Genomic DNA, 14,735 nt, shown 5'->3' with positions numbered 1-14,735 from the left:
TATGCTTGGACTGAGTGCTAACCTGAACTATTACCTGTTCAACGGTAATGTGGATTTGCGGAAAGGAATCTTCCGTCTGTGTGAGAGTATAAGGGAAGATATGTCACTTGACCCGAGTGATGCATCCAATGTATATATGTTCATGTCCCGTAACCGCAAGGTCGTGAAGATACTTCATTACGAACGTGGTTTTTATGTGCTTTACGAGAAACGTCCTATCATGGGGAGATTCAAGAAACCGGTGTTTGATGAGGTCTCCAAATGCTACCGGATACAATGGTCGGACATGGCCTATCTTACGGAGAGTATTGTAGTCGACAAGATGTATGTCAGTCCTAAAGAGTAATATTAATGCATTGATTATCAATAAAATAATGCAAAAATAATTGATAAAAAGTTTGCGTAACTGCTTGATTTTTCGTACCTTTATATCATGATTGATGAAAGAGCATACGAGTTACTTTGCTGCCAGCTGGGTCTGGCGAATGAAGAAAAGGCAGGGCTCCGCAAACAGAATAAAGAACTGATTGCGAGGCTTGAGTCTATTGAAAAATCCAACAGGGAGAACTCAAAGGCTCTGATTGATACAATCAATGATCTCAAAGATTCCCTCGAAAAGCAATCAACCACAGTTGAACATTACAGGAAAGAAATAGAACTTATGAGAAAGCAGCTTGAGGCAAAAGACGAGGTGAACATGATGCTGGCAAATGAGATATCCAATCTCAGGCTTCAGCTTGAGGATAGCAGGAAACACCGTTTCGGCCGTACCTCCGAGCAAAGAAGGCTGCTGAACAACCGTAACATTGACAAGTCTGCGATGGAGAAGTCCGAGTATGACGGCTCTGATAAGAAAGATGATAATAATAAGGCAGATGGTAACGGTACTGGCAGCAATACCTCTTCCGGTAACGTACCTGCACAGAACTGCAGGCCTTCAAGGAAAAAGGAAACAGCTCCCCGTGCAGAAAAGACCAGGCTGAAGGTGGATAAGGTAGTTGTTCATGAAATAGAAGACTATTATCAGCTTCCTGAAGGTGCAAGGTTTATGAACCGCAACGGTATGCCTGATGTGTGGGAATACAGGGTTGTAGAACATGTAAGGGCTCATAACGTGGAGCATGTGTACAAGGTGGCAAGGGTAAAGCTTGCAGACGGCACTTTCACAAGCACCATGGAGCATCCCTTGAAAAACCTTGGAGGAATCTTCTCCCCTGATTTGCTTGCCCGTCTGCTTTGTCTGAAATATGACTTCAGCATGCCTGAAAATAGACAGATAAGGCTGCTTGCAAGAGAAGGTATCCATATAAGCAACACCACGCTGAACAGCTATATCCATAACGGAATCGCCAAACTAAAGGAATTTATCGGAGATGCATTCAAGGAGTTTGTACAGAGGGCAAAATACCTTATGGTTGATGAGACTACCGAACTCGTTGGAGTTGAAACACCGGAAGGTAAGGCTTACAGGAGAAAGTACTTATGGGCTTTCTTTGCAAAGCATATAAAGATGGTCTATTATCACTATAACAACGGCAGCAGGTCTTCCGATACGGCAAAGTCGTTCCTGGAATATTTTATGGGAACCATATCCACTGACGGATATACGGTTTACAGGATGTTTGACGGAGAAGCCTCAAAGGTGCTTCACATAGGATGCTGGACGCACTGCAGGAGGTTGTGGGTTGATGCCTTGCCTTCAGACAGAACTGCGATGGATATAATAGACCCTATCGGTGATATGTTCAGAAATGAAGACTTGTTCCGCACAATGAAACTCAGCGGTGAGCAGATTAAGGAAAAAAGACTTAAACTTACAGGACCGATTCTTGAACGTATCCATCATAAGGTGGTCATGATGATGCAGGATACCAAACTCATGGCAAACGAACTGATGAGAAAGGCTGTGAACTATACGTTAAACCAGTGGAAATCCCTGAAAAATATCCTCAAGGACGGTGCAGCGGAAATATCGAACAACCTCTGTGAGCAAAGGATGAAACCTGTAAAGCTGCTGCTCAAGAACTGTATGAATATCGGCAGTGAGGATGCGGCAGAAAACTCGGCATTCATCTTCTCGCTGATAGAAAGCTGCAAACTTAATGACATAGATCCTCAGGATTACCTGAAGCACTTGTTTGAATGTATTCTTCATGGTAAGGTCTGCGACAAGAAGACTCTTCTGCCATGTTTTTATAAACCGGAATGTTAAAACAAAAATATTTTTTTACGGACTTTTTTATTTTATCGGCTGAAAAACAGCCGATAAAATTGTCGTAGCGGAAAATAGAATGGTTACGCAATAGCATGCAACACAATTACAAATTGTTTAAAACTCTTTTGCATTTTAGATGCGTTTGCGCCCACAACCTGTCATTATAACATTAGAAATTAGAAAACAAAAATCCCTGCCGGACAAAACCGACAGGGATTCGAAGTTTATCAAATAAAAGCTTTTGCCTGATTAATCTTTCAGCTTAGCCTTAATAAAGTCGCGGTTCAAACGGGCAATGTTACTGATTGAAACGCACTTCGGGCATTCAGCTTCACAAGCACGTGTATTCGTACAGTTACCAAAGCCCAGTTCGTCCATCTTAGACAACATAGCTTTTGCACGGCGCAAAGCTTCCGGCTTACCTTGAGGCAACAAGTTCAACTGGCTAACCTTAGCTGAAACGAACAACATAGCCGAACCATTCTTACAAGCTGCTACACAAGCACCACAACCAATACAAGTTGCAGCATCCATAGCTTCGTCAGCAACCGGTTTCGGAATCAGGATGGCATTTGCATCCTGAGGAGCACCAGTACGTACGCTGATGAAACCACCTGCCTGCATAATCTTATCGTAAGCAGAACGGTCTACCATCAAGTCCTTGATAACCGGGAAACCGGCTGAACGCCAAGGCTCAACAGTAATCACATCACCATCCTTGAAACGACGCATATAGATCTGGCAAGTAGTGGCACCTTTTGCAGGTCCGTGAGGATGTCCGTTGATATACAAAGAACACATACCGCAGATACCTTCACGACAGTCATGGTCGAATACGATCGGTTCTTTGCCTTCTTCAATCAACTGTTCGTTCAAGATATCCAGCATTTCCAGAAAAGAAGTATCACCTGGGATATCTTTCATCTGGAATGTATCGAAATGACCTTTTTCCTTAGGTCCGTTCTGACGCCAAATTTTCAGCGTAAATGATATATTTTTATCCATTTTACTTAGATTCTTTAAATGTTTAACTTCACTGATTAGCTCTTGTAGTTACGAGTCTGAACTTTAATAGCTTCGTATACCAGCGGTTCTTTATACAATACCGGAGCCTTGTCATCGCTTCCCTGATATTCCCAGCAAGCAACATAGAAGAAGTTTTCATCATCACGTTTAGCTTCACCTTCTTCAGTCTGATATTCTTCACGGAAGTGACCACCGCAAGATTCATTACGGTTCAATGCATCGTATGCAATCAGTTCACCCATTGTGATGAAGTCGTTCAGACGGATAGCCTTATCCAATTCAATGTTCATGCCTTCCTTAGAACCTGGGATAAACAATTCGGTTTCAAATTCCTTACGGATTTCCTTCAGTTTAGCCAAACCTGTCTTCAAACCTTCTGCAGTACGTCCCATACCAACATATTCCCACATTACGCGGCCCAATTCCTTGTGGATAGAATCTACAGACTTCTTACCCTTGATATTCATCAGGTGATCGATCTTAGCCTGAACAGCCTTTTCTGCTTCATCAAATTCCGGCAGATCGGTAGAGAAGCGAGGAACAGTAATCTGGTCAGCCAAGTAGTTCTGGATAGTATAAGGCAATACGAAGTAACCGTCAGCCAATCCCTGCATCAAAGCAGAAGCACCCAAACGGTTAGCACCGTGATCAGAGAAGTTACATTCACCGATAGCGAACAGACCCTTGATAGTAGTCTGAAGTTCATAGTCAACCCAGATACCACCCATTGTATAGTGGATAGCCGGATAGATCATCATCGGATTATAATATTTAACGCCATTGATTTCTTTTCCTACTTCACCCGGATTTACGTCGGTGATTTCTTCGTACATATCGAACAGGTTACCATAACGCTGACGAACAACATCCAGACCCAGACGTTCAATACATTCAGAGAAGTCGAGGTATACAGCCAAACCAGTATTGTTTACACCGTAACCGTGGTCGCAACGTTCCTTAGCGGCACGTGAAGCAACGTCACGCGGAACCAAGTTACCGAATGCCGGATAACGACGTTCCAAGTAGTAGTCACGATCTTCTTCCGGAATATCTGTCGGTTTCATCTTACCAGCCTGCAAAGCTTTTGCATCTTCCAGTTTCTTCGGAACCCAGATACGACCGTCGTTACGCAAAGATTCAGACATCAAAGTCAGCTTAGACTGCTTGTCACCGTGTACCGGAATACAAGTCGGGTGAATCTGTACATAAGCCGGATTAGCGAAGAAGGCACCTTTACGGTAGCAAGACATGGCAGCTGTACAGTTACAAGCCATGGCGTTAGTAGACAAGAAATAAGTGTTACCGTAACCACCGGTAGCAATAACTACTGCATGAGCAGCGAAACGTTCCAGCTTACCAGTAACCAGGTTCTTGGCAATGATACCACGTGCACGACCGTCGATGATGACAATGTCTTCCATTTCATAACGGGTATACAGCTTCACGGTACCAGCACCAACCTGACGACTTAATGCTGAGTAAGCCCCCAGCAACAGCTGCTGACCAGTCTGACCTTTTGCATAAAAAGTACGAGATACCTGTGCACCACCAAATGAACGGTTAGCCAACATACCTCCATATTCACGAGCGAAAGGAACACCCTGTGCCACACATTGATCAATAATATTGTTTGAGACTTCAGCCAAACGATAAACATTTGCTTCACGGGCACGGTAGTCACCACCTTTCACTGTATCATAGAACAAACGATATACAGAGTCACCGTCGTTCTGATAATTCTTTGCAGCATTGATACCACCTTGTGCAGCGATAGAATGTGCACGACGTGGAGAATCCTGAATACAGAAGTTAAATACACGGAAACCCATTTCACCGAGTGAAGCGGCAGCAGAAGCACCGGCCAGACCAGTTCCTACAACAATGATATCCAGACGACGTTTATTAGCTGGGTTCACCAGTTTCTGATGAGCTTTATAATTGGTCCATTTCTCAGCTATCGGGCCTTCAGGAATCTTAGAATCAAGTATCTTAGTCATAATGTTTTTCAATTTTAATCAGTTACACTTAAATTAGCAAGCACCGCAACCCATCATATTCTTCAGGAAGAACACAACAGCTACTAACATGAAGCAGAGTACGACGATAGTAGAGTAGATGTTAGAGATGCATTTCCAACGGTTAATCCAGATAGTGTTATTCCAACCCAAAGTCTGCATAGCACTCCAGAAACCATGAGTCAAATGGAACCACAAAGCAATCAGCCAGATAATATACAATACGAAGAATACAGGATTAGAGAATGTCTGCATGATATAGCCATAACCGTCGGCTGCATGAAGACCTCCCATCATCGGATTGCCGATAATTTCAGCGAACTGCATTTTGTACCAGAAATTGGCAAAGTGTAAAGCCAGACCTAAAATCACAATAATACCCAGAACCAACATATTCTGAGAAGCCCACTCTACATTTTTAGGTTTTACATTAACCGCATAGCGTTCACTACCACGGGCAGCACGGTTCTGCATAGTCAACCAGAAAGCGTAGATGATGTGAATGACAAACAAGGCAGCCAATACTACAGTAGCAACCAATGCGTACCAGTTAGCACCCAGGAATTCACAAACCATGTTGTAACCTTCTTTCGAGAAAAGCGCAACAAGGTTCATCGCCATGTGAAATGTCAGAAACAGGACAAGGGCGATACCTGTTACACTCATCACCACTTTCCTTCCAATAGATGAATTACTTAACCACATAAATGATTGAATTTAAATTATTTAATTGTTAGAACTAAAATTTTCTTCCACAATCTGGATAATACCGATACAAAATTAGATGTTTTCTCAGAGAATACAAAAAATTACGGAAATAATTCTTTAATCCGGAGAAAGAAAGTCAGGTTTTAATAAACTCAAGAAGCTCAATTGATTTACAAACAGGAATATGCGACAGTCTGTTTGGAGAAAAGAGTTGTTCATCCAAATAAAGAATCATCCGACCGGAAGAAACAACCACTCCGGCCGGATGATTCCCAACAAATTTCAAACATATATAAATACCGTATGCACTAATTCTGCCTAGGGAAATTCATCCCCGGTTCCGAGAGCAGCTCAACCGCCTTCTTCATACTGTTATTCAACGTATTAATAACCTGAAAATATTCGCTCATATCCCATAAGTCTCGAGCTATCAAAGCCTTCATTTGCGTTTTGATCAAAGGTAAAGCCGTCTTGTATTGTGTTTCATCATACACTGCCCCCAACTCCTTACCAAGTCCGATCAAGTCCTGCAACATACCGTCAGTCACTTCAAAATCACGGTTGAACTTTCCGAAATTTTTATATTTCTTCATCCATTCCGAACGATGGGCGTCGACCAGCTTCAAATTCATCTGTACAATAGCCCCCTTATCACGTAAAGCCAAGTAATAGTCGGTATACATTGTCGTATCAATAGGCACAAAATAATCGGGCATAATACCACCTCCACCATAAACAGTACGTTTCAGTTTTAATGTCTGGGTTTTCAAAGAATCCGGAAAATGAATACTGTCGGCACTTATCATTTCCCCACGGTTATAACGGTCAATCAGATCTTTGTTATACTGTTCAATACTCTCATAGGGCTTTTGGATACAACGTCCTGAAGGAGTATAGTAGCGGGCCACGGTAAGACGAATCATGGAACCGTCGGGCAGATCAATCGGACGTTGCACCAGTCCTTTACCAAACGTACGACGTCCCACAACAATACCTCTATCCCAATCCTGAATAGCCCCGGTAACAATTTCGCTGGCCGATGCCGAATATTCGTCCACCAATACAATCAAGCGACCTTCACAGAAATCACCATCTCCCTTCGCACTGAATTCCGACCGGGGATTACGGCGTCCTTCCGTATACACAATCAATTCCTGTTTGCCCAAAATCTGGTCGCAAAGTTCAATGGCAGCATTCAGATAGCCTCCTCCATTCCCCTGCAAATCAAGAATAAGATCCTTCATTCCTTGTTTCTGCAAGCGGTGCAACGCATCAGTAAACTCCTGTCCCGTAGTAGCGGCAAAACGACTTACACGTATATATCCAATTGACCCATTTACCATATACGCCGCATCAAGACTGTAAACGGGAATCTTATCACGTTTGATTGTAAACGGAAGAAGTTCCTTAACCCCTCTACGCATAACTTTCACATCTACCTTGGTACCTTTCTTACCGCGCAGACGTCTCATGACTTCCTCTGTATTCATCTTGACACCCGCAATAACGGTATCATTCACTTCAATGATACGGTCACCGGCCAGAATTCCAACCTTTTCCGAAGGACCTCCCGATACCGGCTGGATGACAAACAAAGTATCCGTCACCATATTGAACTGAATCCCAATCCCGTCAAAATTCCCTTGCAAAGGCTCGTTTAATTTTCTCACTTCTTCCGGATCCGAATAGGTTGAATGCGGGTCAAGCTGTTCCAACATACCCACAATCGCATTTTCAACCAACTTATCCTCATCCACTTTATCTACATACAGATTGGCAATGGCAAACTCGGCCAACTGCAATTTGCGTGAGGGTGAATCCAGCAATCTATTCTGTGCCTGGGCTGTAAACAGACATATCATCAGCCCAACCATCAATCCTAGTTTTTTCATATTCTCCACCTTATAAATTAATATCCAGACCTTCTGGTAAAAAAGGAGTGACATCCTTACCAAACTGAAGTAATTCACGGACTATAGTCGAGCTGACAGATGTAAGTTCGGGCTCAGTAAACAACAGAATAGTCTCTATTCCAGCCAGTTTCCGGTTAATATCAGCAATCGTCTCCTCATATTCGAAATCATGGACCGTACGGATACCACGTATAATGAATCCCGCCTGTTCTTCTTTGGCAAAATCAACGGTCAGTCCAGTATACGATTTAACCTTTATACGAGGTTCGCCCGCATATAGTTTTGAAATCATGGCCAAACGTTTACTTGTAGGGAACCAGGTACGCTTGCTTTCATTTATCCCGATTCCTATCACAACTTCATCCATAAACGTCAATGCCCGCTGCACCACCGAAAAATGACCGATTGTAAACGGATCAAATGTCCCTGGAAATATCGCTCGCTTCATAATATTCTTTTATATCCATTAATTTTCTATCAAATCCTGTTCGACTACCAGATTATCGATAATAAAGTTCTGACGTTCCATCGTATTCTTACCCATATAGAACTCCAACAATTCCTTTACAGCATCAGTCTTACGCAGGGTCACCTGTTCCAAACGCATATCTTTACCTATAAAATGCTTGAATTCAGGAGCCGATATTTCTCCAAGCCCCTTAAATCGGGTTATTTCAGGATTTGGACCCAATTTTTCAATTGCAGCCAATCTTTCTTCCTCCGAATAACAGTATATTGTTTCATAGACACCTTTCTTCCGGTTTCTGACACGGAACAACGGAGTCTGCAAGATATATACATGCCCTTTCTTGATCAGGTCAGGAAAAAACTGCAGGAAGAAAGTAATCATCAGCAAACGGATATGCATACCATCCACATCAGCATCGGTAGCAACAATCACCTTATTATATCGTAAACCATCCAATCCGTCTTCAATATTCAAAGCAGCCTGTAACAGATTGAACTCCTCATTCTCATAGACCACTTTCTTGGTCAGCCCGAAAGTATTCAAAGGCTTACCACGTAAACTGAACACAGCTTGTATGTTCACATCACGGCTTTGAGTGATGGAACCACTTGCCGAATCACCCTCCGTTATAAAGATCGAACTCTCCAGACGCGGGTCTGATTCATCCTTATCACCTTTTTTGGCTACCTTGACATCATTGAGGTGAATATGACAATCACGCAACTTCCGGTTATGGAGATTGGCTTTCTTGGCCCGTTCACGCGCTATCTTGGAAACACCTGCTATCGCCTTCCGTTCTTTCTCCGATTCCTGAATCTTCTGCAACATGATTTCAGCTACATCAGGATGTTTATGCAGATAATTATCGACATTCTCCTTGATGAAATCCCCTACAAACTTATTTACACTGACTCCCGACAATGGATACGGGTTACCGTCCGAATCCTTCTCTGGTGCCATGGTAAGAGATCCCAGCTTTATCTTGGTCTGACTCTCGAACGTAGGTTCAATCACATTGATGGCAATTGCGGCAACCAGACCATTACGGATATCCTGATATTCCAGATTTTTCCCGTAAAACTCCTTGATGGTACGGGCTATATGTTCCTTAAAGGCACTCTGATGGGTACCTCCCTGAGTAGTATGCTGTCCATTGACAAATGAATAATACTCCTCTCCATATTGGGGACTATGTGTAAAAGCAATCTCAATATCCTCACCCGACAGATGAATGATAGGATACAACCCCGGAGAAGTCATATTGTCATTCAAAAGATCCTCCAGACCATTACGGCTGATAATACGGTGATTGTTATAATAAATTGCCAGACCCGTATTCAAATACGTATAATTACGCAGCATTGTCTCAATGAACTCCGGACGGAAATGATAATTCACAAACAATGTATCGTCCGGTTCAAAGAAAATATATGTACCGTTTTCTTCTTCGGTTGTCTGGGTAACATCACTCTTCAACTCCCCCCTTTCAAAAACGGCTTCACGCATCTGGCCGTCACGGATACTCCGTGCCACAAACCGGGAACTTAAGGCATTTACGGCTTTGGCACCCACACCGTTTAACCCGACACTTTTCTTAAATGCCTTCGTATCATATTTACCACCGGTATTCAGCATGGAAACAGCACTGACCAGGCTTCCCAACGGAATGCCTCGTCCATAGTCACGCACAGAAACACGCAAGTTATCTTCCACATGAATATCAATCCGCTTCCCGGCTCCCATCTTAAACTCATCAATACAGTTATCCACCACTTCTTTCAAAAGTACATAGATACCGTCTTCTGCCTGAGAACCGTCTCCCAAACGGCCAATATACATACCCGGACGAGTCCGCACATGCTCCATATCACTTAAATGCCGGATATTTTCTTCGGTATAGGATACAGGATTTGTCTGCTGTTCATTTATATTTTCTTCCATACTGCTCCTCCTGTGTACAGATTAAAATATTTTCTTAAAGGCCCGGCGGCGTTTATGCTGGACCGATTCGAATGCACTCCATTGTGCCTGGACCTTCTTGTTCAATTCCAATTCGGGATTACTTTCACCATATTCAAACCCCATTTGCTGGTAAATAGGTACCAAGTCATAAAACAACAGAGCATTCACACCTTTGCTCTGATATTCCGGTTTGACTCCTACCAATAACAAATCCAGTATTTTCGGTTTCTTGATAAACAATGCTTTCAACAGATAAAACCATCCGAAAGGAAGCAACCGCCCTTTAGCCTTTTGCAAAGCCACCGATAGTGAAGGCATTGAAATTCCTGCCGCGATCAGGTTCCCTTCTTCATCTTCAACCAAAGAAACCATACGCAGGTCTATCAAGGGCAAATACATCTTTATATATTGTTCAATCTGCCTCTGAGTCATTTGAGAATAGCCGAACAAAGGAGCGTAAGCCTCATTTATCAGATCAAAAATCTTCTGACCATAATTACCCTCCTTGATTTCCTTCCGCTTCAGCTTCTTTATCTTCAGTTTATATTTCTGTAGGATAATTTCTGAAATGCGTACAAATTTTTCGGGAAGCTTGTCGGGTACCATCAGTTTATATTCTACCCAATCTGCATCTTTTACAAAACCTAGCTTCTCCATGTGTACCGGATAATATGGATAGTTATAGATTGTAGCCATTGTTCCCAACTGGTCAAAGCCTTCGACCAACATACCTTCGGCATCCATATCTGTAAAACCTAACGGACCGACAATGGATTCCATTCCACGTTCTTTGCCCCATTCCTCAACTTTATCCAACAATGCCTTTGAGACCTCCAGGTCATCAATAAAATCAATCCATCCGAAACGAACCTCTTTCTTTGCCCACGTTTCATTAGCCCGGTTGTTGATGATAGCAGCTACACGGCCTACAACCTTTCCATCTTTATAGGCAAGAAAATAATCGGCTTCACAAAATTCAAATGCCGCATTTTTTTCTGTACTGAATGTATTCAGCATGTCATCATACAAATCGGGTACAGAATATGGATTGTTTCTATATAATTCGTAATTAAAGCGAATAAATGTCTTCAACTCTTTCTTAGAGCTTACTTTTTTGACTGTAATGGCCATCTGTTCGTTATTAAATGAAATTTCAAGCGGTAAATATACGATTTTTTATCTGAAGAGACGTTGTGTTTTCCCGAAATTTGACAAATCAGCCCGACGAAAAAGGTTTATGTCATTGCTATATCCATAAATAAAGAAAGAGCGGGAACTGTAATTAACATTTTAAAGCATCTGTTTACATTTATAAGCATTTCATTCTAATGCCATATATTTGCCCGACACATTTTTTAAAACAAAAAGACAGATAAATAGACAATTTATAAATCAAAAAAACATAAAATACGCCAAAGGCACAAATAAAAGAAAACAACTTGAAATATAGCGCAGCATAAAGTCACTCCTGCAATTCCTTAGAATCAAAAATTTCATCTGAACCATATACTTTTACGGAATTTTCAAATTCTCAGAAGCCGGCATCACCACCAATGCTCAGGCAAGGAGATTATCATGCCTATCACTTCAGAATAATTCTTCTGCCCGGAAGAAATTTTATTTCCTTTTAGATACCAAGAATAAACTACATCCTGTATTTTACCTACCAACGGACTATAACGTACTTGCCAATATTCTTGTGTCTGCACCAGATCCTTCCTCACTTCCGGACTGATCGATTCAAAAAGTTTCCGATAAGTCTGTTCATTAAGGACAGACCGCGCATTTATCAACACATAAGGCAACAATCCGAAATATCCTGAATAGCGTACAGACGCTGAAGAAGAACGGGTACACACTTGATATGCCCAGAAATTGGCCTCGGCCTCACTACTTACCCCTAAAAGATGTGCATACTCATGCGCATACGTAAACGGATATTGAACCGGAGAAAGTTCTGTGTTCAATTGAGATTCGGCAAAGAACGGCCCCATATAGCCCAAAACTCCGACACCTGAATAAAGAGGGTTGAACAAGACCCTCTTAGGGTGTTGCCAGGATTGGGGATCCGACAATCCGAAACCATCGGATATCTGTCCGTATAATTGTTTCACATTCTTTTCAAGACCATCGCAATCAAAACGCACGTCTGGCGACCTAGAATCATTCAACCTCTCTATATACCCAGTAACGAACCGATGAAAACAGACAGAGTCATAAGCCAATGGCTGTATTCCGGAACGGGTGAAGAAATCATGGCGATAATAATTCATCCCCCAACCTACATAAAACCAACAATACATCCCCACCAGTATTTCAAGTTCACGCCTTATAACAATCCGCCATGCCACCTTCCGCCTCCGTGCATAGCAAGGATAAATGGACAGAAATAAAACCACACTTACCACAAGCACTTCTTCCAAAGAAAAAGGGATAAAAGAGACCAATGCAGATAAAACAGTTGAGACAACTGGATAGATATGACACGCATACCATTCACCACAAGACGGAATATAACGGCATACAGCAATATAGATAAAAAGTGCAGCCCAAACTCCCCATCGCCAATATTTTGCAGAAAATCTTTTCATCCGGACAAAGATAGATGTTTTATGAGAACATTATTAAACAAGAAAAAATAAAATTCCTATTTTTGCGATTAAGAAGCAAACAAAAGGATATAGCGTCTCCTGTTTGCAATAACTTCAAAAAATAAAAGACAAGGAATGGTTTTAAATTATATCTGGATTGCATTTTTCCTGACAGCGTTTGTCGTTGCGGCAATACGGCTGCTCTTCTACGGAGACACCGAAGTTTTCCCGGCAATTATCAATTCAACCTTTTCATCATCCAAAACAGCCTTCGAAATATCTTTGGGACTGACCGGTGTACTTTCACTTTGGATGGGTATTATGCGTATCGGAGAGCAAGGTGGTGTAATCAATCTTTTCTCAAAAGTATTAAGTCCCTTATTTTGCAAACTTTTTCCAGAAATTCCCAAAGGACATCCGGTCACAGGAAGTATCTTCATGAACCTGGCAGCAAACATGCTCGGACTTGACAACGCCGCCACCCCTCTCGGATTGAAAGCGATGGAAGGTCTGCAGGAACTCAACCCCCAAAAAGATACAGCCAGCAATCCGATGATTATGTTTCTGGTATTGAACACATCGGGACTTACAATCATACCCATCAGTATCATGGTTTACCGTGCACAGATGGGAGCCGCACAACCCACAGATGTTTTCGTCCCTATTCTTCTGGCCACCTTCTTCTCTACACTGGCAGGCATCATCGCAGTAAGCCTTTATCAACGGATCAATCTTTTGAACCGTACTATCCTGCTTTTTCTTGGTGGAGTCAGTATCCTAATCGGAAGTATCATCTATTTGTTCAGTATAATGGGACGTGAAGAGATAAATGTCTACTCCACAACTACTGCCAATGTATTCCTGTTTCTGGTCATTGTTTCTTTCATTCTGGCAGGGATACGCAAAAAAATCAATGTATACGATTCATTTGTGGAAGGTGCCAAAGAAGGTTTTACTACCGCAGTACGCATCATCCCCTATCTGGTAGCCATATTGGTGGCCATCGGAGTATTCCGGGCATCGGGATGCATGGACTACCTGATACAAGGAATATCCCAATGCGTAGAATGGTGCGGTGCCGATACCGATTTTGTAGGAGCACTACCTACCGCCCTCATGAAACCGCTAAGCGGAAGCGGGGCACGGGGACTGATGGTCGATGCCATGAATACTTATGGAGCCGATTCGTTCGTAGGCCGTCTGGCTTGTATCTTCCAAGGCTCTACCGATACCACATTCTATATTCTGGCAGTCTACTTCGGCAGTGTCGGAGTAGTCAAGACCCGCCATGCCGTCCCTTGCGGACTGCTGGCTGATCTGGCCGGGATTATAGCCGCAATCTTGATTTGTTACTTATTCTTTAATTGATACAGATATATGATTACCTATCAGACCGAAGGGGTTGAAATGCCCGCTATCAAGAAACGTGAAACGACAGACTGGATTAAAGCAGTCGCAGCTACTTACGGGAAGAAAGTCGGCGAAATTGCTTATATTTTCTGTTCAGACGACAAGATTATAGAAGTAAACCGGCAGTATCTCCAACATGACTATTATACAGACATCATTACTTTCGACTATTGTGAAGGCAACCGTATCTCAGGTGATCTGTTCATCAGTCTGGATACTGTCCGTACCAATGCCGAACAGTTCAACGCTCCATACGACACAGAGCTTCACCGTGTCATCATCCACGGAATCCTTCATTTATGTGGCATCAATGACAAAGGGCCGGGAGAGCGCGAAATCATGGAAGCAGCCGAAGACAAAGCATTGGCAATGCTAAAAGATATCCAACAACAAAAGTAATCCTTTCATCTTTATCCCTCACTACAA

12 protein-coding genes are annotated in these 14,735 nt (G+C 42.5%); 4 read left to right on the top strand and 8 right to left on the bottom strand.

All coding sequences use genetic code 11. The annotated features are described in order from the left end of the window. The first annotated feature begins 1 nt into the window (after window position 1). Window positions 2-346, top strand: a complete 345-nt coding sequence (tnpB, locus tag BQ7489_RS13355) for an IS66 family insertion sequence element accessory protein TnpB (RefSeq protein ID WP_072529583.1) — start codon at window positions 2-4, stop codon at window positions 344-346. 87 nt (window positions 347-433) lie between these two features. Next, the gene (gene tnpC, locus BQ7489_RS13350; protein WP_072529584.1) at window positions 434-2,212 is read left to right on the top strand and encodes an IS66 family transposase; all 1,779 of its coding nucleotides are present in this window, start codon (window positions 434-436) and stop codon (window positions 2,210-2,212) included. A gap of 252 nt (window positions 2,213-2,464) precedes the next feature. On the opposite strand, the gene BQ7489_RS13345 is transcribed toward tnpC, so the two are convergent. The 8 genes from BQ7489_RS13345 to BQ7489_RS13310 all read right to left on the bottom strand — a co-directional run bounded on the left by BQ7489_RS13345 (window position 2,465) and on the right by BQ7489_RS13310 (window position 12,899). Then, on the bottom strand, window positions 2,465-3,220 hold the full coding sequence (locus BQ7489_RS13345; protein ID WP_072531399.1) for a succinate dehydrogenase/fumarate reductase iron-sulfur subunit: 756 nt from the start codon (window positions 3,218-3,220) through the stop codon (window positions 2,465-2,467). Between the two features lie 35 nt (window positions 3,221-3,255). Next, a complete protein-coding gene (locus BQ7489_RS13340; RefSeq protein ID WP_072531398.1) occupies window positions 3,256-5,238 on the bottom strand; it encodes a fumarate reductase/succinate dehydrogenase flavoprotein subunit in 1,983 nt (660 codons plus the stop codon). 33 nt (window positions 5,239-5,271) lie between these two features. Continuing rightward, a complete protein-coding gene (locus tag BQ7489_RS13335; protein ID WP_072531397.1) occupies window positions 5,272-5,961 on the bottom strand; it encodes a succinate dehydrogenase/fumarate reductase cytochrome b subunit in 690 nt (229 codons plus the stop codon). Window positions 5,962-6,272: 311 nt separating this feature from the next. Continuing rightward, entirely contained in the window at window positions 6,273-7,856 is a 1,584-nt protein-coding gene (locus BQ7489_RS13330; RefSeq protein ID WP_072531396.1) for a S41 family peptidase, read from the bottom strand. Between the two features lie 10 nt (window positions 7,857-7,866). Continuing rightward, the gene (gene coaD / locus BQ7489_RS13325; RefSeq protein WP_072531395.1) at window positions 7,867-8,325 is read right to left on the bottom strand and encodes a pantetheine-phosphate adenylyltransferase; all 459 of its coding nucleotides are present in this window, start codon (window positions 8,323-8,325) and stop codon (window positions 7,867-7,869) included. 18 nt (window positions 8,326-8,343) lie between these two features. Beyond that, complete coding sequence (locus BQ7489_RS13320) at window positions 8,344-10,287, bottom strand: DNA topoisomerase IV subunit B (protein WP_072531394.1); 1,944 nt, start codon at window positions 10,285-10,287, stop codon at window positions 8,344-8,346. Between the two features lie 21 nt (window positions 10,288-10,308). Further along, the gene (locus BQ7489_RS13315) at window positions 10,309-11,439 is read right to left on the bottom strand and encodes a GNAT family protein (protein WP_072531393.1); all 1,131 of its coding nucleotides are present in this window, start codon (window positions 11,437-11,439) and stop codon (window positions 10,309-10,311) included. Between the two features lie 413 nt (window positions 11,440-11,852). After that, a complete protein-coding gene (locus BQ7489_RS13310) occupies window positions 11,853-12,899 on the bottom strand; it encodes a DUF3810 domain-containing protein (RefSeq protein ID WP_072531392.1) in 1,047 nt (348 codons plus the stop codon). Between the two features lie 135 nt (window positions 12,900-13,034). Here BQ7489_RS13310 and BQ7489_RS13305 point away from each other — a divergent pair, with 135 nt between their 5' ends. Together BQ7489_RS13305 and ybeY are read left to right on the top strand one after the other, a co-directional pair. Then, window positions 13,035-14,267 carry a nucleoside recognition domain-containing protein gene (locus tag BQ7489_RS13305; protein ID WP_072531391.1) on the top strand — a complete coding sequence of 411 codons (1,233 nt, stop codon included), beginning with the start codon at window positions 13,035-13,037 and terminating at the stop codon, window positions 14,265-14,267. Window positions 14,268-14,276: 9 nt separating this feature from the next. Further along, window positions 14,277-14,708, top strand: a complete 432-nt coding sequence (ybeY, locus tag BQ7489_RS13300; protein ID WP_072531390.1) for an rRNA maturation RNase YbeY — start codon at window positions 14,277-14,279, stop codon at window positions 14,706-14,708. The last annotated feature ends 27 nt before the right edge of the window (window positions 14,709-14,735 follow it).

The organism is Bacteroides ilei (genome assembly GCF_900128495.1).
Classification (GTDB): Bacteria; Bacteroidota; Bacteroidia; order Bacteroidales; family Bacteroidaceae; genus Phocaeicola; species Phocaeicola ilei.
This window is presented reverse-complemented; position numbering and strand designations above follow the sequence as displayed.